Annotated in this window: 25 protein-coding genes; 2 read left to right on the forward strand and 23 right to left on the reverse strand. The window is 37.3% G+C overall.

The annotated features are described in order from the left end of the window. Positions 1-63: 63 nt before the first annotated feature. Together AMET_RS14805 and AMET_RS14810 are read left to right on the forward strand one after the other, a co-directional pair. On the forward strand, positions 64-1,914 hold the full coding sequence (locus tag AMET_RS14805; protein WP_012064118.1) for an FAD-dependent oxidoreductase: 1,851 nt from the start codon (positions 64-66) through the stop codon (positions 1,912-1,914). 1,249 nt (positions 1,915-3,163) lie between these two features. After that, positions 3,164-4,528 carry an IS4-like element ISAme1 family transposase gene (locus AMET_RS14810; RefSeq protein ID WP_012062613.1) on the forward strand — a complete coding sequence of 455 codons (1,365 nt, stop codon included), beginning with the start codon at positions 3,164-3,166 and terminating at the stop codon, positions 4,526-4,528. Between the two features lie 42 nt (positions 4,529-4,570). Here the strand turns inward: AMET_RS14810 and AMET_RS14815 are convergent, their stop codons facing one another. The 23 genes from AMET_RS14815 to AMET_RS14920 all read right to left on the reverse strand — a co-directional run bounded on the left by AMET_RS14815 (position 4,571) and on the right by AMET_RS14920 (position 26,414). Next, on the reverse strand, positions 4,571-4,918 hold the full coding sequence (locus AMET_RS14815; protein WP_041720872.1) for a putative PEP-binding protein: 348 nt from the start codon (positions 4,916-4,918) through the stop codon (positions 4,571-4,573). Between the two features lie 236 nt (positions 4,919-5,154). Continuing rightward, positions 5,155-5,835: a hypothetical protein gene (locus AMET_RS14820; RefSeq protein ID WP_012064119.1), complete on the reverse strand. Its 681-nt coding sequence runs from the start codon at positions 5,833-5,835 to the stop codon at positions 5,155-5,157. A 169-nt stretch (positions 5,836-6,004) separates the two neighbouring features. After that, complete coding sequence (gene rpsD / locus AMET_RS14825) at positions 6,005-6,604, reverse strand: 30S ribosomal protein S4 (protein WP_012064120.1); 600 nt, start codon at positions 6,602-6,604, stop codon at positions 6,005-6,007. A 127-nt stretch (positions 6,605-6,731) separates the two neighbouring features. Continuing rightward, positions 6,732-7,160, reverse strand: coding sequence for a flavodoxin (locus tag AMET_RS14830; protein WP_012064121.1), 429 nt, complete (start codon positions 7,158-7,160; stop codon positions 6,732-6,734). 504 nt (positions 7,161-7,664) lie between these two features. Beyond that, positions 7,665-7,937 (reverse strand): metal-sensing transcriptional repressor, encoded by a 273-nt coding sequence (locus AMET_RS14835; RefSeq protein ID WP_012064122.1) that lies wholly within the window; start codon positions 7,935-7,937, stop codon positions 7,665-7,667. A gap of 24 nt (positions 7,938-7,961) precedes the next feature. Further along, positions 7,962-9,269 (reverse strand): MATE family efflux transporter, encoded by a 1,308-nt coding sequence (locus AMET_RS14840; protein ID WP_012064123.1) that lies wholly within the window; start codon positions 9,267-9,269, stop codon positions 7,962-7,964. Positions 9,270-9,657: 388 nt separating this feature from the next. Next, complete coding sequence (locus AMET_RS14845; protein WP_012064124.1) at positions 9,658-10,341, reverse strand: hypothetical protein; 684 nt, start codon at positions 10,339-10,341, stop codon at positions 9,658-9,660. 4 nt (positions 10,342-10,345) lie between these two features. Next, positions 10,346-10,669, reverse strand: a complete 324-nt coding sequence (locus AMET_RS14850) for a PadR family transcriptional regulator (RefSeq protein ID WP_012064125.1) — start codon at positions 10,667-10,669, stop codon at positions 10,346-10,348. Between the two features lie 476 nt (positions 10,670-11,145). Further along, complete coding sequence (gene ppdK / locus AMET_RS14855) at positions 11,146-13,782, reverse strand: pyruvate, phosphate dikinase (protein WP_012064126.1); 2,637 nt, start codon at positions 13,780-13,782, stop codon at positions 11,146-11,148. A 21-nt stretch (positions 13,783-13,803) separates the two neighbouring features. Then, on the reverse strand, positions 13,804-14,637 hold the full coding sequence (locus AMET_RS14860) for a pyruvate, water dikinase regulatory protein (protein ID WP_012064127.1): 834 nt from the start codon (positions 14,635-14,637) through the stop codon (positions 13,804-13,806). A 10-nt stretch (positions 14,638-14,647) separates the two neighbouring features. Next, a complete protein-coding gene (locus tag AMET_RS14865) occupies positions 14,648-15,286 on the reverse strand; it encodes a helix-turn-helix transcriptional regulator (RefSeq protein WP_012064128.1) in 639 nt (212 codons plus the stop codon). A 177-nt stretch (positions 15,287-15,463) separates the two neighbouring features. Further along, positions 15,464-16,852 (reverse strand): glycine--tRNA ligase, encoded by a 1,389-nt coding sequence (locus tag AMET_RS14870; RefSeq protein WP_012064129.1) that lies wholly within the window; start codon positions 16,850-16,852, stop codon positions 15,464-15,466. A gap of 411 nt (positions 16,853-17,263) precedes the next feature. Beyond that, entirely contained in the window at positions 17,264-17,797 is a 534-nt protein-coding gene (locus tag AMET_RS14875; protein WP_012064130.1) for a DUF4342 domain-containing protein, read from the reverse strand. A 20-nt stretch (positions 17,798-17,817) separates the two neighbouring features. Continuing rightward, entirely contained in the window at positions 17,818-18,558 is a 741-nt protein-coding gene (recO, locus tag AMET_RS14880) for a DNA repair protein RecO (RefSeq protein WP_012064131.1), read from the reverse strand. 56 nt (positions 18,559-18,614) lie between these two features. Continuing rightward, the gene (locus AMET_RS25865; protein ID WP_157047265.1) at positions 18,615-18,773 is read right to left on the reverse strand and encodes a hypothetical protein; all 159 of its coding nucleotides are present in this window, start codon (positions 18,771-18,773) and stop codon (positions 18,615-18,617) included. Between the two features lie 113 nt (positions 18,774-18,886). Then, the gene (gene era / locus AMET_RS14885; RefSeq protein ID WP_012064133.1) at positions 18,887-19,774 is read right to left on the reverse strand and encodes a GTPase Era; all 888 of its coding nucleotides are present in this window, start codon (positions 19,772-19,774) and stop codon (positions 18,887-18,889) included. Between the two features lie 11 nt (positions 19,775-19,785). Then, entirely contained in the window at positions 19,786-20,187 is a 402-nt protein-coding gene (locus AMET_RS14890) for a cytidine deaminase (protein ID WP_012064134.1), read from the reverse strand. A 31-nt stretch (positions 20,188-20,218) separates the two neighbouring features. Further along, positions 20,219-21,268 (reverse strand): DUF3048 domain-containing protein, encoded by a 1,050-nt coding sequence (locus AMET_RS14895; RefSeq protein ID WP_012064135.1) that lies wholly within the window; start codon positions 21,266-21,268, stop codon positions 20,219-20,221. Next, positions 21,265-21,945 carry a DUF502 domain-containing protein gene (locus tag AMET_RS14900; RefSeq protein WP_049765275.1) on the reverse strand — a complete coding sequence of 227 codons (681 nt, stop codon included), beginning with the start codon at positions 21,943-21,945 and terminating at the stop codon, positions 21,265-21,267. The genes AMET_RS14895 and AMET_RS14900 overlap by 4 nt, the downstream gene beginning before the upstream one ends. 45 nt (positions 21,946-21,990) lie before the next feature. Beyond that, on the reverse strand, positions 21,991-22,689 hold the full coding sequence (locus AMET_RS14905; RefSeq protein WP_012064137.1) for a diacylglycerol kinase: 699 nt from the start codon (positions 22,687-22,689) through the stop codon (positions 21,991-21,993). Positions 22,690-22,704: 15 nt separating this feature from the next. Then, on the reverse strand, positions 22,705-23,172 hold the full coding sequence (ybeY, locus tag AMET_RS14910; RefSeq protein ID WP_012064138.1) for an rRNA maturation RNase YbeY: 468 nt from the start codon (positions 23,170-23,172) through the stop codon (positions 22,705-22,707). Continuing rightward, complete coding sequence (locus AMET_RS14915; RefSeq protein ID WP_012064139.1) at positions 23,150-25,360, reverse strand: HD family phosphohydrolase; 2,211 nt, start codon at positions 25,358-25,360, stop codon at positions 23,150-23,152. Before AMET_RS14915 ends, ybeY begins: the two co-directional genes overlap by 23 nt. A 37-nt stretch (positions 25,361-25,397) precedes the next feature. Beyond that, a complete protein-coding gene (locus AMET_RS14920) occupies positions 25,398-26,414 on the reverse strand; it encodes a PhoH family protein (RefSeq protein ID WP_012064140.1) in 1,017 nt (338 codons plus the stop codon). Positions 26,415-26,417 lie beyond the last annotated feature (3 nt).

Below are 26,417 nucleotides of genomic sequence, written 5' to 3' on the forward strand. Positions count from 1 at the left end.
CAGAATACATACTGCAGTATGTATTCTGGTATATAAATTAACAAGGGGTGGAGGTATAATATCATGAACAAGAGAAAAATGAAATATCTGGTAAGCGTTATTTTATGTTTAAGTATGATTTTATCTGTTCTTACTGGATGTACACAGCCAGCGGAAACAGTGGTGGCTAGTTATACAGCAGGCACCTATATTGGAGAAGGACAGGGATATAACGGAATAATTAAAGTTGAAGTAAGCTTCAGTGATGATGCCATTGAAAGTGTTTCGGTGTTAGAGCATGGAGAGACAGATGGGATATCTGATCCTGCTATTGAAAGAATACCCACAAATGTTGTGGAAGGACAGACATTAAAGGTAGATGCTGTTACAGGAGCGACAAAAACCTCCGAGGGAATCTTAGAGGCAGTGTCAGCAGCTGTAGAGCTTGCTGACGGAGATGTAGAGGCATTAAAGGTTGTAGAGGTCATAAAAGAAGACAAAGCTACAGGATACATAATAGATAGAGAAGCTGATTTGTTAATTATTGGTGGGGGTGCTGCAGGTTTAACAGCAGCAAATGCAGCAATAGAGAATGGTGTTGAAAATGTAATAGTAATAGAAAAATTAGCTTCTTTTGCAGGAGCATCAGCTGTTGCAGGTGGTCTTGCAGGAGGGGATTCTGAATTCCAAAGGTCCTTAGGATTGACAGATGATACACCTGAGAAGATATTTATGGATCTTATGAAGGGTGGAGGTTTTACAAATGATGCAAGGCTAACATGGATTTGGTCAGAGGAAATGGGTCCAACTCTTGATTGGTTAATTACAGAAATGGATGTACCGATTAAGAATCAGTTCTCTAATTTTCCGGAACACTCTGTTCAACGTTCTTACAGTGTAGAAGGTGGAAGCGGGGTAATGCTAAGAGTTTTAGCTGATAAATTTGTAGATGCTGGTGGAGAAATTTTAATGGAAACAGAAGGCATCAGCTTTACAATGGATGGAGATACTGTAGTAGGTGCAGTTGCGAAAGATGTTGATGGCAACACTATCAATATTAAGGCACCAAAAACAATTCTTGCAACAGGAGGCTTTGGAAATAATCCGAATATGCTTTCAGATTCTTTATCAGAGGTTTTATTCTATGGGGCCTCACCTTCTACTGGTGAAGGAATCAACATGGCTAAGGATATGGGTGCACAACTACAGTTCATGGATTATGTTAAGATGTATCCCCAAGGAATTGAAGTAGCGTCTGGATTCGGACGTGTTTCAACAGTTCATAGCATGCTTACAACACAGCAAACAGGTGCAATTTATGTGAATAAAGAAGGAAAACGTATTATTGATGAGAATGCAGACTTCGTTTCTATAAAAGATGCGACAAAGGAACAAACAGATGATATCATTTATCTTGTTATGGATCAAGAAGCTTGGGATAAATGGAGTGTTCTTGCTCACGGAGATGAAAACTCCAGTCCTGCAGGACGTTTTACATTAGACGAACAAGAAGAATGGTTTAATACACCTGAAGGAACACCTGTTTTCCGTCGAGGAGATAATATAGAAGAGGTGGCAGTTTCTGCAGAGATTGATGGCGACTCTTTAAAGGAAACGATTGGTCGTTGGAATGAGATGGTTGCATCAGGCGAGGACAAAGATTTTGGGCGTAAAGAGCTGTCCCCACTTGCAACTGATGGAACATATTACATTATTGAGCAAAAACTTCGTTTTGCTACTACACTTGGTGGCGTTCGTATAACAGAAAATTTTGAAGTTGAAAATACAGAAGGTGGCATTATTCCAGGATTATATGCAGCTGGTGAATGTGTCGGTGGTGTTCATGGACAAGAATCTATGCCAACCGCTATGCTTTCTTGGGCAGTTACATCCGGTAAACTTGCTGGTGAAGTTATTGCTGGAAAAATGAAATAAATATAAAGTAATATAATAAACAAAATAAATCCCTTAAGAAACAGCAGTATGCAGTTATCTTAAGGGATTTATTTTGTTTCCTACTCCTTTATATTCTGTTAAACAGAATATAAAACAACTCCTAAAATGCCCGGCAACATGATGAGAAGTAGAATTCATAAATGGTTTATCTTTTGAACTGACCCTACCCCTATAGTACTTTCCCTAAAAGAAGTTGATTTGTGTACAATTATTTATTCTGCAAAATTTATTCCCCCCTTTAACAGAAAAAAACCCTAAACACTAGTCTAAGGGAACATAAATCATTTTTCAATTTTCACTTAAAACCTTCTAAAGCACTGATTTGAAACTATTTCTTCTCTATCAACACCACGCTCAGCAGTCGTTTTCTGCCAATCGCACAAAGCAACAACCCCGTCCCTACGCTTCTGCCTACGCTTCTGAAATGTCCGTGTGCTTTTGGTGTGACGGGCATTGGTTAAAAACTACAGATCGTTTAGAGACATGGTGCGAACAGTCAAGCCATCCACCGCTTCGAGCTCTGCCTTAAGAGCTTTGGCAGCCTCTTCTTCACCACTGAGCTGCAACAGGATGAGGCCTTCTTCAGCACATAAGTTGCCGGTTTCGTGGATACCAGTCTAAATTTGATAAGACATCCGTGCTTGGTGAGAATCTCCTGGAATAGAACTGCCTTCTTATTTCGATGGTTCACTTTAATCGCCATAATCCAATTACATGTCATTTATAAAAACCTCCCTCACTAGTTTTATGTCTATTTACCCACGGAGCACCTCCATCAAACAATTTTTGGAAATATATGTTGAAGCCCGGCACGATAACCCGGCTTTTAAAAAAGCCACCATCAGCTCTTGTCTCCTACAAGAGTTGTGGTTCAATAAAGGATAACCTAAATTCCACCGGAGATATTGAATAGTGCAATTTTAGATACTTCTATCTCTATTTTTTTCTTATATCTATTTGCGTTCAATAGCAAAAAACGGCCAAGGCAAACTTTCACCCTTACCGGCTCATAACATTTATTGTACACTCAATTTCTGTCCCATCAAGCAAAGACACTATAATTTTACCTCTATCAAATAGCATAATATTCTTAAACATTTTAAAATATAAATCTATATCATAGGCGTTAACTTAACCCATGTTATTCCAAGGTAAAAATTACATTTGAAAAAAAGCATGAAAAATGGGAATCTCAAAGTGACCATCACATCACAAAGGAGAGATTCCCATGAAGATATCTTCATCACTTATTATACAATTTATTCGGTTGTTTGATAACAATAAAATTATGGAAATTGCCATAGGCACAGGTTTATTGAAGCGTCAAAAGGGCATGTTGCCTGATACAATTCTTAAGGTTTTCACATTCGGGTTGCTAAATATAGCAAACCCCTCATTAAACCAAATTGCATCTAAATGCCAAGCATTTCAACCAGGCTTAACAATCTCCAAAGAAGCAGTGTATAAAAGACTGAAAAAATCTTCTTTATTTTTACAGGAAACATTTAAACATATGATGCAAAAATCTATGAATAGTGTAATCCCTGTAAAAACTGCCGCTATTCTTGAGCAGTTTAAGGATGTAAAGATATGTGATAGTACCAAAATTACTTTGCCGGATAAGCTGGTGGCTCTGTACCCCGGATTAGGTGGACGCAATGCTAAATCTTCTTTAAAAGTCCAAGGCATTTATAGTTTGATTCCTGCTAGATTTTCAAGCCTTGAAATAACAAAGGCTCCTGGCGCTGATACTACCTATAACGATAAGTTACTTGCCATGGTTAATCCAGGTGAATTGCTAATAACAGACCTAGGATATTTTAGCAAAGCATTTTTTGAAAAACTATCAACAAAAGGTAGTTACTATCTCACTAGAATCAAGAAAAACTCTATTGTTTACGTAGAAAAGTCAGGACAACTAACTAAGGTGGATTTGACTGATTTACTAAAGGGTACTGTGGTTGATACAGAAGTTTTTCTGGGAATAGCCCATAAAAAACAACTTAAATGTCGTTTTGTAGCCATTCGCCTGCCAGAAAAAGTGGTGAATCAACGTAGACGCAAGGCTAACCAACAGGCTAAAGCCCAAGGCAAACAACTTAGTGCGAAAGAAACTGAATTGCTGGCATGGAATATTATTGTTACAAATGTTACAAAAGATAAGTTATCTCCTGAAGCTGCTTGTGATTTATATAGAGCAAGATGGCAAATTGAACTCGTATTTAAATCATTAAAAAGCTATTTAAATATTGATAAAATAGGCTCTTGTGGTAAATACCAGCTAGAGTGTTTGATATATGGGCGCTTAATAGCAGTAGTTGCCATGTTTTCTTTATACAATGTTCTATATATACCAGCAAATCAACATTTCACAAGAAGTTTAAGTATGTTGCGATTTGTAAGTATTTTTGCAATTCATGCTAATGAGATAGCCCTAAAGCTTCAATTAACAATACCAAATATTCATTTTCTTGAAAGACTTTTCAAGAAAATGAGTAAAAAAAGTTTGCATGATAAGCGTCAGAGAAAAACAACGTTTGAAATACTACAGGAATACTTTTTTCTCGAAATTAATTTCCAAAATATTGCTTAGGTTAACGCCTATGAAATCTATATCGAATTTTTTTATCTCCTTTTATTTTTTTGATTGGTCTTTGTTTTTAATGATGCTTTGTGCAGCGGCTAATCGTGCGATGGGCACCCGATAAGGGGAACAAGACACATAATCCAGCCCCAGTTCCTGACAAAGATCAATAGAATTAGGATCCCCACCATGCTCTCCACAGATCCCAATTTTCAGTTCTGGCTTTACCTTTCGTCCAAGCTCCACTGCGATTTCATCGGCAGTGATTGCTGCCCTTGGTACTTCAATCATGGTACCTATTAAATATTTCAAATCAGCATTTTTCTCTTCAATTACCCCATCAATCACTTTAATAATAACATCTTTAATATATTGTAGCTCCTTGATCTCTCCGATCAAATGGATTTTTACAGAAGGCTCTCAGCCTTGATATGGACGTCATTACACGTATGCCTGATATATTTTAGAGTGTAAATATGCCATTGCAAAATCACTTGATCAACTAGAAGAATTAGCTGTTTACGAGATACCTTCTTCAACCACTCCTATTCTCTCCCAAAACTTTCAACAATGATATGCTTCAAGTAATAATAAAAAATAGCACATTAGTGCTACAATTCTATAATTTCAATATATCAAAACCATACGGGTATATTCCTATTCAAAATCTTGATTAAGTTTTTATTTATTAATGGTTCATCACATGCATGCTCACATATAAATTTAAAATCTTCCATAGACATTCTAATTTCTTCTTCAATGACTTCTCCAAATCCCCCTTCGAAAATGTAATTATATATCTCTAAAGGTTCCCGAAACATTCTTATGAACAATTTCCTCTCAGGTTCTTTATTCCACTCACTATTAAAATATTGGCAAAAATTTTTAATTTTCTCATTCTTTACTTCTCTTTGATTTTCCCAAATACTATTTAAGAAATAATATGACCTTTCCATTCTTGTTGCATCTATATATGCTCTATCATCTAATTCATTAATATCATTAAACACTTCATGTTTTAAAACATCAAAGGGTGATAAGGGTATAAATAAACCTTCACTTTTTCTATCTATCCAAGTATAGAAAGATGTCGGTATAAAGACATGCTGTAAAAAACCAAGTGCTGTATCTACATCGTCATGACAGCTCCATCCTGATCTTAAAATATCTTTTTCAATATCTAGTATTCCAATGTATATAATTACAGATTCCGAAGTAATAATTCTCTTATCATTACCTCCAAACAAAATATTATCTGTATTTCTAACTAGATTCTCCCAGAAATAAAAATTATCTTTATTATATACTCTATTCATAAATACTCCCCTTTAGTTTTTGATTCTCAGTGTAATGTCAAGTATATTGTTTATTTAGAAAGAAGAATTATTTCAGACTATCTATAAACATCATAAATAGTCTGAAATAGCTATTACATTCATGCATGAATCACTTTGGAATTTTAATATCCAATAATAATTAAAAAATCTATATAGTTTTTGAGTAGAACTCAACAACTAAGTGATCATTTACCTCTATTGGGGCTTCATGGCGCTCTGGCATTCTTATCAGTTGACCCGAAAAACCAGCTTCATTTTTTGCTATATAGGGATACGAAAAATCTACATTGCGAAGAAAATTATCTATAAATATTTTGTTTTTACGAGACTTCTCTCTAAGTGAGATATCGTCGCCTACTGAGACAGCAAATGAAGGTCTATCTACTTTCTTTCCATTAACTAAAATATGTCCATGAACTACCATTTGCCTCGCTTGTCTAATTGAACTTCCAAATCCAGTCCTATATACTAGATTATCTAATCTACATTCAAGTTTTTTGATTAAAGAATTCCCTGTAGTTTCACTATCTTTTATGGCGGCCTTTACATAAATTTTAAACTGCTTCTCCATTACTTCATAATATGCCCTTAATCTTTGTTTCTCTAATAGTTGAATTCCATAGGAAGATAGCTTTCTTTTATCTCTTACTTGCCCGTTATCTGCCCTCTTCATTGCTTTAGGGTGACCACAAACATTTATTCCTAATCTTCTACACGTTTTAAATCTTGGTTGTCTCATTCTTGCCAAATAAATCATCTCCATAACATAAATTTTGCCGCGATAATTTATGCCATTTATATGTAATTTAATAAAATCTAGTTTCGATATTTCCGATAAAATTGGTATTATTCTTTTAGTTATTTGTAATTACACTTTAGACTAATTCCTTAGCGAATGCTTCTATTTTAGAGACATTGTCATCAACATCCCCATCAACCTTCAAGCCTTCTCCAATCACATTAGCACCGCATTCTGATGCTTTTTCTATTATTAAATCCACCGCTCTACAGTACACGTCTGAAAAACCTACACTATCACCACAACCAAATACAGCAACATCCTTAGCACTTAATAGTTCACTTTTCATTGAATTATAATATTCTAAGAAATCATCTTGTATTTCACCATAACCCCAAGTAGATGCTCCAAATAGTACAGTGTCAGCTGATTTGATCATTTCATCCTTTGCATTACATACATCAGTTACGGTAACTTCACACTCAGCCATATTATCTTTAATTATTTCCGCTACTCTCTCCGTGTTTCCTGTTGTACTACCAAATATAATTGATATTTTTTTCATAGTCTCTTTTCCTCCTCAAAATATTTATAGTTGATATTGATTATTATTATCATGTTCATTCTAGCAAATTATATTTTCATTGTCAATAATATAAAGTAAGAAAATAAAAAAACACCAGATTATTTCTTAAGTTGGTGCTCCATAAGCGTTTCAATAATAGCTTTTTTTGCTTATATTTACAGCTTTATAAACATATTCTATATCAAAAAAACAGAGTATTATCTCTTAAATACTAAGAAATAATACTCTTATCTTATTATAGACTATGCAATAAAACTTTTTTCTCAAGCCTTCTTCATACTATTTAAAGCTCTACTTCGATTGGTCTTTGTTTTTTGCTCCTATTGCCTTCATAATTCCTATCTGATTTCAGCCAGCTTGTCATCGTCTTGTTCTCTCCTTTTTCATTTTTTAATGGCTTAGTTATATTAATTTATCCCCAAATAGCTCTTTATCAATTAAGTATGTTTTTCTATTTTTCAAAAACAAATAAATATAATCTACCTACTTAATAAACTTGTCTATAGCTTCATCTAATTCTTCTAAAGCTTTATCATCTTCATTCTCAATAGCTTCAACAATACAGTGATTGATATGATCTTTTAAGATTAACTTCCCCATGTTATTCAAAGCAGATTTAACAGCTGCAATCTGTATTAATATTTCACTGCACTCTTTTTCTTCCTCTAACATTCTTTTTATCGCTTGTGAGTGACCAATTATTCTAGACATTCTATTAATTATTTGTTTTTGATTAGGGTGCTTATGTTTTTTCATATTATAAATCCTCCTTTGTGAGAGCTATGATATCCTTACCTCTTTCCATTTCCCCTTTAAGTATCTTATCATTAGAATGACTCCTCTAACAGTTATATCTATTGCATAGGCAATCCATACACCTACTAAGCCAAATCCTAATCGCATGCATAATATATATACTCCTAATACCCGAATTCCCAAAATACCTATTAGTGATGAATACATGGGAAATCTCGTATCTCCTGCTCCCTGAAGCGCTGATGTTATAACTAGTGTAATACATAAAAAAGGTTGAAACAAAGCAATTATCCTTAATACTTGAACTACCTGATTAATAATATTTTCATCTTTTGTAAATAATCCTGCAAGAACTGGTGCAAAGATATAAAAAATAATGCCCACAATAACCATAAATCCTGTAGATAATAGATATGCAATTAAACCTAAGCTCTGAGCTTCGTCTTCTTTCTTTTTACCTAGGTGCTGACCTACTAAGGTAGCCGCTGCCACACCAAAGCCCATGCCTGGTAAATAAGAAAATGTTTCTATTGTTCCAGCTATATTATGGGCTGCATAGGCTTCTGTTCCAATTTTTATAATCATACCTCCATAGATAAGCTGACCTGATCTCATGATTAACCTTTCCACTGCAGCAGGTATACTAATCTTTGTGATAGTACTTAACATTATAAAGTCAATTTTCCATTGTCCAAATATAAAAATATTAATTTTAGTATCTTTGCTATTAATTTTTTTCAGTAATAGAATGACACTTATTAGTCTAGAAAATGTTGTTGCCAATCCTGCTCCTAAAATTCCAAGACCACTAAAACTAAATATTCCAAAAATTAATATATAGTCAAGGATTGCATTGATAATATTTGATATAATTGCAACTTGCATTGGTGTTTTTGTATCCCCAGTACCTCTTAGAGCACTAGCCAAAACCATATTTACACATAGAAAAACCGAGGGAACAGCAACCGATAGAAAGTATGGCAAAGCATATTCAATTACCCCCTCCCCAGCTCCCAATAGTAGCAAAATTTTCTTTGAGAATATTAGATTAATAATACCAAACATTAATCCAATAACTAAAGCCATTATTATTGACTGCTTAACTGCATGGTCGGCTTTTTCATTTTCTTCTGCCCCAATATACCTAGATACAACAGCTGTGGTTCCTATCCCCAGTGCCGAAAAGAATGCAATATATACATTCATAGTTAAATTTGTAATTCCAACACCTGCAATAGCTTCTGTTCCAATTCTACCAACAAAATATGTATCTACTACTCCTATAAATACTTGTAGTATGTTTTCAATCATTGCAGGAATGGCTAGTAGCATTATTGTTTTAATACTAGCATATTCCTTGAGCTGTTTCTTTTTTAACTTTATCTGTACTATTACAATCGCCTCCCCATATCCCCCATGGGGGGATAATATGATTATATTCTATTATGCTAGTAATCACAACATAGTACTAATTAAAAATTTTACATTAGCCATAGGAACCGTTTAAATCAATAGAGACTCTTTAATCCGTATAATTCCATACAAATACACAATAAAAAAGGACTAGATTTCTCTAGCCCTCTGATTACAACCTATTCCTTCTCTATCAACACAACACACTCGACGTGTGTTGTGATAGAATGACGATATTACTTCGCTAAATAAAACAGAGGCTTCCTAAAGTCTATTATACACTAGGAAGCCCTTATTCCATTGGCAACTATTTTAAGTCATTAATAAAATTCTTTTTACCTTTGGCTAACCTACGAATATTGATTGAATTTGAATACCTTGTGATTAAGTATACTAGCCCCGATGCTACAATAATGATTCCACCTTTTACTTCTGTGGTATATTGCTTGTCATTCAATAAGAAAATGATGAAAGTTAGTACAACAAATAACAACGTTGAGATTAATGATTGTAAATTTTTTTTGAGTCCCTTTTCAGTACTAAATAGTGGCGCTATAATCCCCTCTGTTATAAATGTTATTAACACCGCTCCAAGAAAGAAAAGATATATAATTGGATTTGCCTCCCATGACAGGCTCCCATAGGCTCCAATAGCAAATACTGTAAACCAAGCAAAAAAGTATCCCGATAGCTTAAGAAAAAAGTTAAGTACAATCTCCCTCTTGCATGGGCCTCCGCTATTCTTAATGATTTCATGAGTAAACCCTTTCACATCATCCCCTATGGCCTCTTGTAAGCTGGAATCCCTCAATTTCAGTTCGTGTGCCATTCCTATCAAATCCCTTTGAATCACTTGTGCATCATATGAATTAACCTTAAACATACTCATACTTTTCATGATACCCTTAATAACTCGCTGGTCATCTTCTCTCAGGTTTTTTGATTGTGTTTCATTTTCTGTTTTTAGTAGAGTTACTTCATTTTCAAACATATCCTCATTCTCCCTTCATTATTCTATCTACGGTATTCTTTACATCATTCCATGTAGTTTCAAACTCTCTTAAAAATTCCTTTCCCATGTCAGTCAAAAAATAATATTTCCTCTTTGGTCCAAGGGGGGACTCTTTGTAAGTAGAAGATATTATTTTCTTTTTCTCAAGTCGTACTAGAATAGGATAAGTTGAACCTTCTCCTACGTCTTCAAATCCATAATCTCTAAGCCAGGATACTATTTCATAACCATATGTTTCTTCTTCACTTATGATCTTAACTATACACCCTTCTAACGTCCCACGCATTAATTGAGAACGATCTACCATACCTTTCACCTACCTTCCAACTACCTTGCACCGCATAATAGTCTAACTATATTGTACTGCATAGTAGTCTATTTGTCAATATAAGGTAAAAGTTTTTCCACAATAAGATATTAAGTTAGTAAAAATACTGCTCCATAGTATTCCTTTAGTTTTGCGTGGAAGTTCCCCCCCAAAGCAAAGTTCCCCCAAACCTTAGTCTGAGGGAACGTATACTACACTTCTATATTCACTTAAAAACCTTACAACCCTTCGAATCCAACCTACTTCTTCTCTATCAAACCAACTGTCTCAACATGAGCAGTATGGGCAAACATTTAAGCAGAAAAGCGCCATCATCTTTCGAAGGTTCACCGTTATTAAGTCTAGATATATCTTGTTATATATATCATAATTTACTATAACAAGGACACTTGTGATCATATATTAATTAAATGGCGTCAATATCTGAATTATTGAGTTGTCTTGTACTACTTGCTCTATTCTTTTGATTGGTCTTTGTTTTTAATCACACTTTGTGCAGCAGCTAATCGTGCAATGGGCACCCGATAAGGGGAACAAGAAACATAATCCAGCCCCAGTTCCTGACAAAGATCAATAGAATCAGGATCCCCACCATGCTCTCCACAGATTCCAATTTTCAGTTCTGGTTTTACCTTTCGTCCAAGCTCCACTGCGATTTCCATTAATCGTCCCACACCCCGACGATCGATTCTCTGGAATGGATCATGGTCTAGAATATTCTTTTCTCTATATTCACTAATAAATCGCCCTGCATCATCTCTTGAAAAACCATAGGTCATCTGGGTTAAATCATTGGTTCCAAAGGAGAAGAATTCTGCTTCCTCTGCGATTTCATCTGCAGTGATTGCTGCCCTTGGTACTTCAATCATAGTACCGATTAAATATTTCAAATCAGCATTTTTCTCTTCAATTACCCCATCAATCACTTTGATAATAACGTTTTTAATGTATTGTAGCTCCTTGATCTCTCCGATCAAAGGAATCATAATCTCTGGTACAATGTTGTAGCCATGCTGCTCCTTAACCTCTATTGCGGCCTCAATAATTGCCTTGACCTGCATTTCATAAATTTCAGGATAGGTGACAGCTAAACGGCAACCACGATGTCCTAGCATAGGATTGAATTCCTTCAAATCCGATACAACTTCCTTTAGACTTTGATATGTCATTTCTAATGCCTGGGCCAGCTCCTTGATGTCCTCATCTCCATGGGGTAGGAACTCATGCAGTGGTGGATCTAACAAACGAACAGTAACCGGGCGATCTCCCATTTCCTTAAATATTTCAATGAAATCCGCTTTTTGCATAGGCAATAATTGGTCTAATGCCCTTTGACGGTCTTTTATATTGTTGGCAACAATCATTTTTCTCACTGTATTGATTCTTGTTCCTTCAAAAAACATGTGCTCCGTACGGCATAGTCCTATTCCTTCTGCTCCAAACTTAATGGCCTGTCGTGTGTCTCGTGGGGTATCTGCATTGGCTCGAATCTTTAACTGTCTGAACTGGTCAGCCCACTCCATCAGTACACCAAAATTTCCAATAAGCTTTGGTTCCTTTGTTGGAACCTTCCCTTCATAAACATTTCCTATGTTTCCATCTAAAGAAATCCATTGGCCTTCTTCATAGCGTTGATTTCCCACTTTAAAATATTTTTGTCCCTCATCTATACGAACCTCTCCAGCTCCGGCAATACAGCACTTACCCATTCCTCTTGCCACAACTGCAGCGTGGGATGTCATCCCTCCCCTTGCAGTTAAAATACCCTGTGATGCCACCATTCCTTCAATGTCCTCAGGAGAGGTCTCTTGACGAACTAGAATCGCTTTTCCACCAGCACTATTTATCCTGACAACATCTTCTCCATTAAAATAAACCTGTCCCGTGGCAGCTCCTGAAGAAGCAGGAAGACCCTTTGTAATCAACGTTGCTACATTTAATGCCTTTTCATCAAATGTAGGGTGGAGTAATTGATCTAATTGACTTGGTTTCACTCTCATGATTGCTTCTTTCTTTGTCAAAACACCCTCACCCACCATCTCTACAGCAATGTTAATAGCGGCAGCGGCAGTTCGTTTACCGTTTCTTGTCTGTAATAGGTAAAGCTTACTGTTTTCAATTGTAAACTCAATGTCCTGCATGTCCTTATAGTGGGCTTCTAGTAAATCTGCCACGTCTACAAATTCTTGATAGACTTCTGGCATTTTGTCCCCTAGCTCTTGAATGACCCTTGGGGTTCGAATTCCTGCCACCACATCTTCTCCTTGGGCGTTCATTAAGAATTCCCCATATAAAAGCTTCTCTCCTGTAGATGGGTTCCGTGTAAAGGCCACACCGGTTCCAGAGGTTTCGCCCATATTACCAAATACCATTGATTGAATGTTAACTGCTGTCCCAAGACTCTTAGGAATGTCATTTAATTTACGATAGACATTAGCCCTTGGGTTATTCCATGATTTAAATACCGCTTCTACAGACATCAGGAGTTGGACCCTCACATCTTGAGGAAAGCTCATTTTTGATTCCCTCAGAACAATTTTTTGAAAGGCTTCTACTAAATACTGTAGATCTTCAGTTGTCAGGTCTGTATCTTGCTCAATCCCTTTATCTAATTTGCGCTTTTCTAATAGCGTATCAAACTTATATTTTTCAATTCCTAATACCACATCACCAAACATTTGTATAAATCTCCTATAGCTATCATAGGCAAATCTTTCATTTTTTGTTGCCGCTGCCATACCAATCACGGAAGCATCGTTAAGCCCAAGGTTTAGAATCGTATCCATCATTCCAGGCATGGATACCACCGCTCCTGAACGTACGGATACAAGTAGTGGTCGATGATGATCTCCAAATTTTTTCCCTGTGACTTCTTCTATGTAGGCCAACTGTTGAAAAATTTCGGTTTCTAGCTCTGGCCAAAGCTTTTCACCTTTTGTGTAGTATTCATTACAGGTCTCTGTTGTGACAGTAAATCCTGGAGGAACTGGTAATCCAATGCGAGTCATTTCAGCGAGATTTGCTCCCTTTCCACCTAACAGTCCCTTCATGGACTGGTCTCCTTCATTGAAGCTATATACATATTTCATCATTAATGCACCTCCATGATTTTTTTAACGCCCATTGGGCATATTATATCCTCTGTCTCTAAAAATTTCTAAAATGATTCCTGCACTTTCCTCCACTGCCTTAGTGGATACATCAATCACAGGACAACCGATTCGCTTCATGATTCCTTCAGCATATTCAAGCTCCTCTAGAATTCGCTCCATGCTAGCATAACTGGCTTCATTTTTTAATCCTAAAGCCTTTAGTCTTTCTTGTCTGATTTCAATGAGCTTTATGGGATTTGTGGTTAACCCAATGATTTTCTGACTAGGAACTTCATAAAGCTCCTTAGGTGGTGTCACTTCAGGCACAAGAGGCACATTGGCCACCTTCATATTTCTGTGGGCTAAATACATACTCAATGGTGTTTTAGAGGTTCTAGAAATTCCTACTAACACAATATCTGCCTTAGCCAGTCCTCTAGAGTCTTTACCATCGTCGTACTTTACTGCAAATTCAATGGCTTCAACCTTCCTAAAATACTTTTCATCTAATCTTCGGATCAGACCCGGCTCACGCTTCGGTGTCGTGGTTAAGGCCCCTCCCATGGCATGTAATACAGGGCTCATGATGTCTATACTTCGGATTTGCATTTTTTCTGCTTCCTCCATAATGTAATTGCGAAGCTCCTCAACTACCATGGTAAAGACAATAACAGAATTCTCTTTTTTGGCCTCTTGAAGCATTTCATCAATGTGATGCTTCTCAGTGATAAATGGAAACCGTCTGATCTCATAATCTTCCGTATCAAATTGACTTATTGCAGCCTTTGCTACCTGTTCTGCTGTTTCACCGATCGAATCTGACAGGATATAAATGACTAAATTTTCATTATTCATATTTTCCCTCCTAAGCTTTGCATAGCTCTACGAATAGCTTCGTGACATTACTTTTGGATATGCGACCTATTATTTTCAATTGTTCCTTGCCTTCCACTATCTCTCTTTCCACGACGGGTAGGCTGTCTACCTCATGATCTAAAATCTTGATGGCAGCATCTAAGACGCTATCCTTAAGCCCAATGGTGAGAATATTGGGTCTTCGTGTCATGACCATGCCAACAGGAACCTTATTCATATCTGTTCCACCAATGGCACTCTTTAAAAAGTCCTTTCTTGAAATCACCCCACTTAAGTATCCCTTAGAAGCCACAAAAATAGTCCCCACATCTTCTAAAAACAATGTGACAATTGCATCGTATACAGAGGTCTCCTCTGTGACCACTATGGGAAGTGACATCATTGTTTCAACCTTGATCCGTTTTACCTCTTCTGAGAAAAGATTAAATTGTGACTTTCCTGAATAGAAATAACCTACCTTTGGCCGGGCATCTAAAATCCCTGACATGGTTAGGATTGCTAAATCAGGCCTCAGTGTTGCCCGGGTCACCTCTAGCATTGATGCAATTTTCTCACTGGTTATGGGCTCACTTTGCTGAACAATTTCCATGATTTTCTTCTGCCTTTTTGAGAATTCTATGGTGCTCACCTCTTTTGTGTTATACTATTTACCATTATGATATATTATATAATGAATTCAAGGATATTCCTAGTACTTTTTTGTATAAATCTAGAATTCACACATTATTTTTTCCTAAAATCTCCATGGCTGGACGTAAAAAAACAGTTGAGACTAATATCCCCCAACTGTTTTTATTATACCCAACTAAAATTTAATTTTCTCTTCTAAAAAAACTTCTAATTCATCAATTGCAACTCGTTGTTGTTCCATTGTATCTCTATCTCTGACAGTTACACAATTGTCCTCTAGTGTATCAAAATCATAGGTAATGCAGTAAGGAGTTCCGATTTCGTCATGTCTACGATATCTTTTACCAATACTACCTGCATCATCGTAGTCTATCATAAATTTGTCACTTAGTTTTTCAAATAGTTCTAACGACTGTTCTTTCAACTTCTTGGTCAATGGCAATACCGCAGCTTTAAAAGGTGCTAGGGCTGGGTGTAGCTTTAGTACAATACGACTATCCTTTTCGTCGATTTGCTCTTCTTCGTAGGCATCCACTAGGAAGGCTAGGGTCACACGGTCTGCCCCTAATGAAGGTTCAATACAATATGGTACATACTTCTCGTTAGTGACAGGATCCTGATAGATTAATTGGACTCCAGAGTGCTCCGTATGTTGTTTTAAGTCAAAATCAGTTCTGTCAGCAATACCCCATAGTTCTCCCCAACCAAAGGGAAATTTGAACTCAATATCCGTTGTGGCGTTACTATAATGAGAAAGCTCCTCTTCTGTATGGGCCCTTAATCGAATACTTGTTTCTTTCATACTTAAATCTAGTAGCCATTTCTTACAGAAGTTTGACCAGTAATCAAACCATTCCAAGTCGTCTCCAGGCTTACAGAAGAATTCTAACTCCATTTGCTCAAATTCTCTTGTTCTAAATGTATAGTTTCCAGGTGTAATTTCATTTCTAAAGGATTTACCTATTTGTCCAATCCCAAAGGGTATTTTCTTTCTAGCTGTTCTTTGTACATTTTTGAAGTTCACAAAAATACCCTGGGCTGTTTCTGGTCTTAGGAATATTTCTGTACTGGTATCCTCATTCACCCCTTGATGGGTTTTAAACATAAGATTGAATTGTCTGATGTCAGTGAACTCCTTAGCATCACACTCAGGACAAACAATGGCCTTTTCATCAATAAAGCTAGCCATTTGCTCATTACTCCACCCATCAACAATGGTATCTTCCCCGTCTTTAGCAAAATGATCCTCTATGAGCTTATCTGCTCTAAATCTTGCCCTACATTTTTTGCAATCCATCAGGGGATCACTGAAGCCCCCTATGTGCCCTGAAGCCTCCCAGGTCGTTGGGTTCATCAGTATAGCTGAATCCAATCCCACATTGTATGGACTTTGCTGGATAAATTTTTTCCACCAAGCTTTTTTCACATTATTCTTTAGTTCCACACCCAGTGGGCCATAATCCCAGGTATTTGCCAAGCCTCCATATATTTCTGAGCCTGGAAAAATAAACCCCCTAGACTTAGCTAGGGCAACAATCTTCTCCATTGACTTTGCTGTTGTCATTTGCACGCCTCCCATTCAATTTTTCAAGTGAATCTTACTTCATTATTTAGTTAAGTACACTCCCCAATGTATAGGAAATTAAAGACCATCATTTCCTATACATCAAAAAAAGCCCCTCATCCCGGTTAGGGACGAAAGACTTTCTTCCGCGGTTCCACCCTAGTTGGTACAGCTTGCCATACCCACTTTCAGTTCTTCGCTCAGAAGTTCCCTTCATTAATGGATTAGATCAGGCTTTCACCATCCCTGACTCGCTTCACCCATAATCTCATTAATTACTCTTCTTCCTCATTGCGATGACATATTATTTTAATTCTAAATTTACCAAAGTTTTACGTTTTTGTCAACCGTTTAATTACCGGATCACTTCACTTATTTTTACGGCAAAATAATTTATGTTCCTTTGGACAGTTAGTAATCGGCACCATCATTTAAATCATCCAGTGTTTCATCTATGTCATCTATGATGTCGTCCACCATATCATCGACCTCAGATCCTGAAAATCGATTTTTAAATTCCGTCATGGTATCATCTGCAATCTCATTGATGTCTACCACTTCACCATTATCTTTAACAATTTCAATAGTTGTCTTTGTCAAGAGAGCTGCTGAAGCCCCAACAACAGCAAGTAGTGGCGCCAGCATCACACCAACGGCTCCTGCAGTCACAGGGACATTAAGTAATACATCTCCATCTCTCTTGACAATAATCTTTGTTACATTACCTTTTTTGATCATGTATTTAATCTTTTCCATCATCTCATTGCCTGTATTACCTACTGATTTTGATAAGTTATCGGTCCATGACTTTGCATTTTTCTCTTCTAATTGAATTAACGCTTCAACAATATCTCCATCAGCGCTTACGAGAGCTTCCTTAGCCTCTTTATAGGATACCCCCGTTCTTTCCCTTATGATATCAATTTTTTCTAGATTAATATCCATTTTCTAGACACCATCCTCGCTTAAATTTTCTTAGCTATTTCTAAACTGTTAAAATTGACTCTATCTAAATGCACCATAATATATTGCTTTAAAACCTTATTTAAGGATTCATGCAAGTAAGGATTTACCTTCAACTTCTGTATTTCTTCCATATCCTTAGCCAGTAAGTAATTAGCTAGTTTCACAGTTAACACGTTTATTTTGATTGAAAAGGAGTCAATACCGTGACATTGATGACAAATTAATCCACCTTCCTTAGAGCTAAATCGCCAAGAATTAGATGAAGTTTGGCCACAGCTGACACAGCTAGTTAAGTGAGGCTTTAAACCACTGTACTCCATTAACTTCAGTTCGAAGGCCCTCAGTATGGTCTCTAGCTCAATCTCTTCCTTCTTCATTAAGTGGAGAGTTCTTCCTAATAGGTTGAATAAACGATTGTTTGTCTGTCCTTCTTCCGTAACACTTTCCACTAGTTCTAGTAAATAAGCTGCGTAGGATAATCTTTTGACATCCTCCCTTAGGTTATAAAAAATCTCCTTGGGCTCTGTTTGGTTAACTGTATATAAGCTTCTTCCTTTGAAAAGTACAAAGTCACTATAAGAAAAAGGCTGTACCCCTGCCAGAAGAGCACTTTTTGTCCGTCTGGCTCCCTTTGCAATGGCATTGATTTTACCAACCTTCTTCGTAAATATCACTAACATACTGTCAGTTTCTCCATATTTTCTGTTTCTTAAAACAAAGCCTTCCGTTTTGATTAACATTTAATCAATTCTCCTGTTCAGGCAAATACATAGCATTTAGCCTATGGATGACGGAGCTATAGTACCTTGGATTCATTTTGTGATTGGAAGGATTCCACCTCGCTCATCTCATGGTCACCTTCATTTTCTCTTTGTAAATCCTGGCTAAATCTCCAATATAGGTATGCTTCAATATTTCCTGTTTTATTAAAAATTTTATAAAACATTTCATGCATATAAATCAAGTCCCCTTTCCCTTTTAGTTATGATTAAGTCATGATTAGTTTTTGCTTTAGGGGGACTTGTATGCATTGAAATTTTTTACATTGTATTACAATTACGTTCTATTTTACTCATATCCTAAGCTTTTCAGTATACGACTTTGGTTTCGCCAATCCTCATTGACTTTTACCCATAGCTCTAGGAATACCTTTGAGCCTAATAATTTTTCAATATCTTGGCGAGCGCTTTTTCCAACACCCTTAAGTTTTCGTCCTCCTTTACCAATGATAATACCCTTATGTGACTTTTTCTCACAGTAAATTGTTGCTTGGATATCAACGATATCTTGGTTCGGCCGTTGTTTCATCATAGATGTTTCAACGGCAATCCCATGGGGAATCTCCTGATCTAGATAATGTAAAAGTTTCTCACGAACAATTTCTGCTACAAGCAAACGTTCTGGCTGATCTGTAATCATATCCGATGGGAAGTATTGAGGTCCCTCTGGTAGAAAGCTGACGATTTGCTTAATTAATGTATCAATGTTAGCACCTTCAAGGGCAGAAATAGGGATAATTCTTTGAAATAGCCCTGTCTCTTCAAATAGACCACATACTTCATTGAGTATTTCTTGATTCATTTTATCAATTTTGTTGATAATCAAAAACATAGGTGTCTTAATGTCCTTTAATTGTTCCATAATAAATCGATCCCCAGGACCAATTTTTTGCCCTTCATCCACTAGGAATAAAACCACATCTACTTCCTTAAGGGTATCTCTTGCTACCTTCACCATATACTCACCTAATTTATGTTTAGGTTTATGGATTCCCGGTGTATCTAAAAAGACAATTTGAAAATCCTCCTGGCTATAAACACTTTGAATTTTGTTTCGTGTTGTCTGAGGCTTATCAGACATAATCGCAATTTTTTCTCCAATAATTTGATTCATTAAAGTAGATTTCCCTACATTGGGTCTACCGATAATTGTTACAAATCCTGATTTATAAGACAATTGTATTCCTCCTAGTTGTTCTTTTCTAAGTCATCGGGTGTAAAAGAATGGGGTAATAAATTCTCAATGGTATATACCTTATATTCTTCCTCAGATTTTCCGATTATCAGCTTGATATTTTTTCCATATTCTACGATCACCTGCCGGCAAATGCCACATGGGTAGGTATATGCATTTTCATCACCAACTACCGCAATCATATCAATGTCCAGATCCCCCTCTGAGACCGATTTGAAAATGGCTGTTCTCTCAGCACAGTTGGTGGCTCCATAAGATGCACATTCAATATTGCATCCGGTATGAACCTTACCGGACTTTGTTAGTAGCGCTGCCCCCACTGGAAATTTTGAATAAGGGACATAGGCTTTTTCTCTTGCTTCAATTGCTTTTTTCATTAATTCCTTCTCAGTCATCACTCTTCCTCCTGACTTGATTCACTTGGCCTTATTCTTTAATGGATACGATATCTAATCTATGCACAACCTGTACCCAGGTTTGCCCAGGATTAAGTAAAAGTCTATTTCCTTCTGAGTCATAGTATTGAGTTATCCCACTATAACTTTTCTTTTCCCATGTAATCTCCATTACTTGACCCATTGAAAGGTATAGTCCAGATCCACTACCGATGGTTTGCATTTCCAGCCTTAGGTCCGAGTCAACGACCTTAGCAGGTACATGCTGTACGATAATGTTAACAGCCTTTAGCTGTTCTCCAGTAGTCTCATCCACATGGGGTGCTTCATTGTAAAAACGGTGATATCTCTCTTCGTCATAATCATATTTAAAAGAAGGCTCATAGGCTCGGTTATAATTAATGTGAAGCTCACTGGCTTTTTCTCCAGCAGGTGCTTTTGCTTCTTCATTGAATTGAAAGCCTTCTAGGGTTGATTCAGTTCTAAATCCACTACTTTTTGTGGCATTGAGTAGTGCCTCATAGCTACTATACATGTTGTGGGGTGCCTTTTTATGACTTTTACGCCAAAATACATTACTTCCTCGACTGGTGGCATCAATGTCTGCTACTTTCTGGACCACAATATCATGAAAGGCTTGGGGACTTCCCCCTACATGAACAAAATACCCATCAAATTCCAGTACCTTTTGTATAAAATAGGGTCGTGCACTGCGAATGGGGCCAATTACCTCCGGTTCCTCCGATAGAAAAATGCCTAGATAACGAGTGGCATTACCTTCAGCCAAAAACTCATAGGCGATTTCCGCTTGTATTAACCCCGCCTGGGGTCTTGCGCCACTGTGATTATCAAATACAATGGCCATAGGTCTACGATCAATTGTTTCCTCTGGCACATAAAGACCACTTAATGGTGAAGGAACACCTTCCATGACCACTACCACTTCTTCTTCAGGTTCTTCTACAATGATTGGTTCTTCTACCTCTTCCTCTTCAGCCTGTCTACTACATCCAACGCTAAATATCATTAGGATGGCTAGGGTGACTAACAACACCCGTTTCTTCAAAGTCCTCACATTCATTCATCCTCTCTCTTATGCACTTCATCCACCTTCGTTGGTTTCATGATGCCCCCAGACACCACCAATTTAATGGCTTCTTCAACAGTAATATCCAATAGAATCAATTCTTTTTTGGGAATCATTACAAGCATTCCCGAGGTGGGGTTAGGTGTTGTTGGTATAAACAAGCTGACTAAGTTTTCCTCCGAAACCGCAAAGGTCTTTTCCATTCCCTCTGCGGTGATGAAGCCAATGGTCAAAATTCCTGGTGAAGGATATTGCACCAATGCCGCCTGTCTAAAGGCCGTATGCTTACTGCCATAAACCGTTTCTGTTAGCTGTTTCAATGAAAAATACAGGGCTCCCACCAGTGGAATTTTCTTCAATTCCCCCTCCGTGAAGCTGATGAGCTTGATTCCTAAATAATTGGTAGCAACGGCCCCAGTGGCAACGATTAAGGCCAGGGTTAAAAAGAATCCCAGACCGTATATGGTAAACCCCAACAGATCTTCGATGGGTCTTCTGAAAATAAGGTCAATTCGATTGAAAATCCAAACCAATAAAGTCATGGTTGCTGCTAAGGGGAAGAGTATCAGTAGCCCCGTGAAAAACAACCGTCGTAAATACTTCCACATATTCATCACACCTTCATCATATTGTGTTGTTCCACGGATCCTTTTTATAGGATATCCCTTCATCTTAACAACATTTTATCAGTCTAGTAAAGGGAGATTCCTCTCCCTTTAGCCAAATACTTGAAAAATGATGACTGTTATCAGTATTCCCAGAATTGCCCCCATGATTACTTCAAAAAATGTATGAATTTTTCCCTCTATTCTACTTTGACACACAAGGAGTGCCATCAGGATCGATAGTGTCCCAATAAACATATTCTCTGAAATGAATGTAATGGAGGTGGCCAAAGCAAAACTAATGGCACCATGCCCACTAGGCATTCCTCCTTGTAGCGGAGTTCCCCTTCCAAAGTATGCCTTCAGCGCAATGGTTACGAAGATCACGATAATCAAAGTGATAAAGGTCACATGTAAAGGAGACTGTCTAACCTGCTCCAGTACGATAGATGTATAGGGATTCAGTCGGTGAAAAAAAAGCAAGTATGCTACAATAATCGAGTTAATGGCAGCGATCAAAACCGCTCCTGCCGCCACATTTTTAGCGATTTTAGCAAAAATATGGTATTGATCTGTGATCAGATCGATGGTGGATTCGATTGATGTATTAATCATTTCAGCAATTATTACCAGGGAAATGGTCATCAATAATATAAGAATCTCTATTCTGGTCAATTCAAAGAATAAACTCATGATCAAAATCACAATACTGACAACAAAGTGAATCTTCATATTTCGCTGTGTCTTCAAGGCGTAAATGATTCCCTCAAAGGCATAGTTAAAGCTTTCCAATAGCTTTCTCATTTTCATGATTAACAACCTCTTTTACTCTCTCACCAAACCCATCTCAGTGAGTACGATTTCTTCTCTTTTTCTCATCTCTTGGGCCTCTGTTTCTTCTAAGTGATCGTAGCCCATCAAGTGAAATAAGCTGTGGACCATTAAAAAGCCCATCTCTCTTTCAAATGAGTGCTGGTATTCTTTAGCTTGCTCTACTGCCTTTTCAACTGAAATCACAACATCTCCCAATAGTTTTTCTTCTCCCATAGGGAATCCATCAGTATCATCCACCAATGGAAAGGACAGCACATCGGTGGCATAGTCCTTTCCACGATAGGTACGATTTAAATTTTGTATTTCTTTATTACTTACAAAAGAAAGACTCACTTCATAATCTGGGTCCCATCCTTCATATGCTAGGGAAGTGATGACTGCTTTCTCTAATAACATAATTAGTTTTTGTTCAATCTCAACTTGCTTTTGTCGGTTATCAATGACTAGGCTCACTGGCATCTTTTCCTTTCCTTTGATTCGGATCTAACTCAGGATATTCAATTCTTTCATGGAATATTCCTAGAATTATCTTTGTAAAAGTTTCTTTAACGATTTCTATTTCCTTTAACGTAATGTTGCACTCTTCTAACTGTCTATCACCTATTTTATCATTAATGATTTTTTCTACTAAAGTGGACACCTTCTCACGGGTTGGGGATGACAGACTTCTAACTGCTGCCTCCACAGAGTCTGCCAGCATTAAAATCGCTGTCTCTTTACTTTGGGGCTTAGGTCCTGGATAGCGATAATCCATTTCATCTACCTTGTCATTTCCTTCTCGTTCCTTTGCTTTATGATAAAAGTATGCCACCAGCGTGTCTCCATGATGTTGCTCGATAAAGTCTCGAATCTCTTGGGGTAGGTTATATTTCTTAGCCAGTTCCATCCCATCCTTCACATGATCTGTAATAATCATACTACTCACAGCAGGGTTTAATTTGTCATGGGGATTTTGTAATGTCAATTGATTTTCCTTGAAAAAGTATGGGCGTTTCAATTTTCCAATATCATGGTAAAAAGTGCCTACCCTTGCCAGTAGCGCATTGCCTCCAATAGCATCTGCAGCTGATTCACTTAGGTTACCTACAATAATACTATGATGGTAGGTTCCAGGGGTTTCTAATAATAGTCTTTTTAGTAAAGGATGATTTGGATTTGATAGTTCTAATAGCTTCAGTGGTGTTAAAATACCAAATAAGGATTCCCATAATGGTAATGAACCAATGGCAAGAACAGCCACTCCGATTCCATTGAGTCCTCCATAAAAACTAGAATTCATTACTTTAATCAATTCATTACTATTAATAAATCCAATTCCCATGATGGTCACCATATTGGCAATACTGACAATGATTCCAGCTAGAAAAACATTTGCCCTTTGTTGACTATTGATCACACTAAAGGCCCCTACGGTTCCGCCAACTAAGGCCATGGCCATAAAGGGAATGTCATTTCCTGTTATCATACTGATCAGGATGGTTAGACATACATTAACCAAGAGGGCCAATCGTGAGTCAATTAAAATGGACAACAGCATTGCACTGGCAGCTACAGGGATTAGATAAATTGAAATCACATGAATCGCTTTAGCCAGTATGAGGGTTAATACCACAATGATTCCAATCATCATTAACCTTCCTGTTTTTCCCAGAAGTTCTTTATTGAAAACATATATATAGGCAATAATGATCAGTTCTAGCACAAGGGTCACCAAAGCAATCCCACTATATAAAATGAAATCCACTCGACTTTCTTCTTTTAACAGTCCCAATTCTCTTAATATTTCCAGTTGATCCCCATTAAGTATATCACCCTCACGAACAATGTGATCACCTTTACGGATCATGACTTTCTCAACCTCAGCCACTGCCTCATCAATTTTCTGTCGCGTCACCTCTTCATCTGCAAACTGATTGGGACGTAGGGCTCCCTGGGCTAAGAGGATACCTAGCTCTTTTAATCCATCATCAAAGCGACTTAACCCTAAAATATAATTAGCCATGTTGGTCTTTTCTCTTTGAAGGTCCTCAGGTTTAATGCCAACGTTCATATTCTGAGCAATCATCTCAGAAATATAGCCTTCTAGATCCCGCAGTTCTACTAAAGGGGCATTGAGGGCTACCTCTAGTAACGCTCTTTCTATTCCCAGCTCAGTATTTGCTTTCAAATAATCAATTTTTTCTGCATGGGTCCATACTTCTTCTTGGTTTAGCTCAATGCCTTCACTATTTTCGTTACTTTCTTCGGTCTCTTCTACTTCTACTTCTACTTCTACTTCTACTTCTTCCACTTCTTTAAAGGCTTTCGCTTCCCTAACCATTAAGAAAAAATTTTCAATTTCTTTCTTTGATTCCACATGAACCATAGGGTCCATCCGATATCGGGGCTCCACCAGCTCTTCAGCCCGAGCCTCTAAGCGCTCGGTTGCTTGGCGGTCTTCAACATCCTTAGGAGATCTAATATCCGTAGGGACACGCTGACCTTCAGATAGATCATATTTCTCTGGACTCAAGCTTGTTGCTAGGATTGCAAAAATCACTAAGAAGAAAAAGACTGCCAGCAATGTATGCTGTACTCTTTTTCCTCCAATAAAGCTTCCACTAACACGATTTAAGAACTTGTCTTTAAAGTCTTTATACCTACCCATACGCTTTCCTCCCAATGTTTCCTAGGGTCCATGTGCACTAGTTGTCTTTTTTAATTTTTTGTTTATACTCTTTATTTTCATAGTCTGTGCTTTCCTTTAGATCTGCTACCTCATAAGCCTCGATGATTCGTTGTACAAGTCTATGTCTGACAACATCTTTTCCAGTTAAAAAGGAAAAACCGATTTCATCGATTTCCTTCAGTACCTCTGTGACATGTTTGAGTCCAGACAATTTCCCCTTAGGTAAATCAACCTGGGTCACATCTCCAGTCACCACTGCCTTTGAACCCAGTCCAACTCGGGTTAAGAACATTTTCATTTGTTCCTTTGTTGTGTTCTGAGCCTCGTCTAAAATAATGAAGGAATGATCTAAGGTTCTTCCTCTCATATAGGCTAGTGGCGCCACTTCAATCAATCCACGTTCCATATATTTTTCAAATTTTTCAACTCCTAAAATATCAAACAGTGCATCGTATAGGGGGCGTAGATAAGGGTCTACCTTGTCCTTTAAATCTCCAGGCAGAAAGCCGAGACTTTCGCCAGCTTCCACAGCAGGTCTTGTCAAGATAATGCGATTGACCTCCTCATTTCTGAAGGCCTTGACAGCCATGGCCACAGCCAGATATGTTTTTCCAGTTCCTGCCGGTCCAATCCCAAATGTCAAATCTTTTTTGCTGATCATATCTAGGTATTTTTTTTGTCCTAATGTTTTGGGCTTAATGGGCTTTCCTCTATCAGTAACAAAAACAACATCCCCAGCATATTCCTTGGTTTGGTCTCTTTCTCCTCCTGAGATTGCATTGATTGTATAGAGTACATTTTGGCTACCTAAATCTTGATCACTTTGGTAAAGCTCATACAATTCTACAAGCAGTTGTTCGCCTAATTGAATTTCTTCCTTTGTTCCTAATATTACCAACTCTCCAGCCCGAGAAACCAAATCAATATTCAACAATTTTTTAATTAGCTTGACATTTTCATCAAATTTTCCAAATAACTGTTTGACGAACTCTCCGTCCTCAACTGGTATGCTTTTCTGTCGTTGACTTTCCAATGA

The sequence above is a fragment of the Alkaliphilus metalliredigens QYMF genome, from assembly GCF_000016985.1.
Taxonomy (GTDB): domain Bacteria; phylum Bacillota; class Clostridia; order Peptostreptococcales; family Natronincolaceae; genus Alkaliphilus_A; species Alkaliphilus_A metalliredigens.

Coding starts and splice junctions, on each gene's coding strand:
- AMET_RS14845 (WP_012064124.1), bottom strand. CDS start 10,341: ATGTTTGAAAATGAAGTAACTCTACTAAAAACAGAAAATGAAACACAA.
- AMET_RS14905 (WP_012064137.1), bottom strand. CDS start 22,689: ATGAAAATGAGAAAGCTATTGGAAAGCTTTAACTATGCCTTTGAGGGA.
- AMET_RS14805 (WP_012064118.1), top strand. CDS start 64: ATGAACAAGAGAAAAATGAAATATCTGGTAAGCGTTATTTTATGTTTA.
- recO (WP_012064131.1), bottom strand. CDS start 18,558: ATGTTAATCAAAACGGAAGGCTTTGTTTTAAGAAACAGAAAATATGGA.
- AMET_RS14870 (WP_012064129.1), bottom strand. CDS start 16,852: ATGACAACAGCAAAGTCAATGGAGAAGATTGTTGCCCTAGCTAAGTCT.
- AMET_RS14860 (WP_012064127.1), bottom strand. CDS start 14,637: ATGAATAATGAAAATTTAGTCATTTATATCCTGTCAGATTCGATCGGT.
- AMET_RS14830 (WP_012064121.1), bottom strand. CDS start 7,160: ATGAAAAAAATATCAATTATATTTGGTAGTACAACAGGAAACACGGAG.
- AMET_RS14895 (WP_012064135.1), bottom strand. CDS start 21,268: ATGAATGTGAGGACTTTGAAGAAACGGGTGTTGTTAGTCACCCTAGCC.
- AMET_RS14900 (WP_049765275.1), bottom strand. CDS start 21,945: ATGAAGGGATATCCTATAAAAAGGATCCGTGGAACAACACAATATGAT.
- AMET_RS14835 (WP_012064122.1), bottom strand. CDS start 7,937: ATGAAAAAACATAAGCACCCTAATCAAAAACAAATAATTAATAGAATG.
- AMET_RS14850 (WP_012064125.1), bottom strand. CDS start 10,669: ATGGTAGATCGTTCTCAATTAATGCGTGGGACGTTAGAAGGGTGTATA.
- AMET_RS25865 (WP_157047265.1), bottom strand. CDS start 18,773: ATGCATGAAATGTTTTATAAAATTTTTAATAAAACAGGAAATATTGAA.
- AMET_RS14875 (WP_012064130.1), bottom strand. CDS start 17,797: ATGGATATTAATCTAGAAAAAATTGATATCATAAGGGAAAGAACGGGG.
- AMET_RS14840 (WP_012064123.1), bottom strand. CDS start 9,269: ATGCTACTAGCCATTCCTGCAATGATTGAAAACATACTACAAGTATTT.
- AMET_RS14890 (WP_012064134.1), bottom strand. CDS start 20,187: ATGACTGAGAAGGAATTAATGAAAAAAGCAATTGAAGCAAGAGAAAAA.
- ppdK (WP_012064126.1), bottom strand. CDS start 13,782: ATGATGAAATATGTATATAGCTTCAATGAAGGAGACCAGTCCATGAAG.
- AMET_RS14915 (WP_012064139.1), bottom strand. CDS start 25,360: ATGGGTAGGTATAAAGACTTTAAAGACAAGTTCTTAAATCGTGTTAGT.
- AMET_RS14810 (WP_012062613.1), top strand. CDS start 3,164: ATGAAGATATCTTCATCACTTATTATACAATTTATTCGGTTGTTTGAT.
- ybeY (WP_012064138.1), bottom strand. CDS start 23,172: ATGCCAGTGAGCCTAGTCATTGATAACCGACAAAAGCAAGTTGAGATT.
- AMET_RS14820 (WP_012064119.1), bottom strand. CDS start 5,835: ATGAATAGAGTATATAATAAAGATAATTTTTATTTCTGGGAGAATCTA.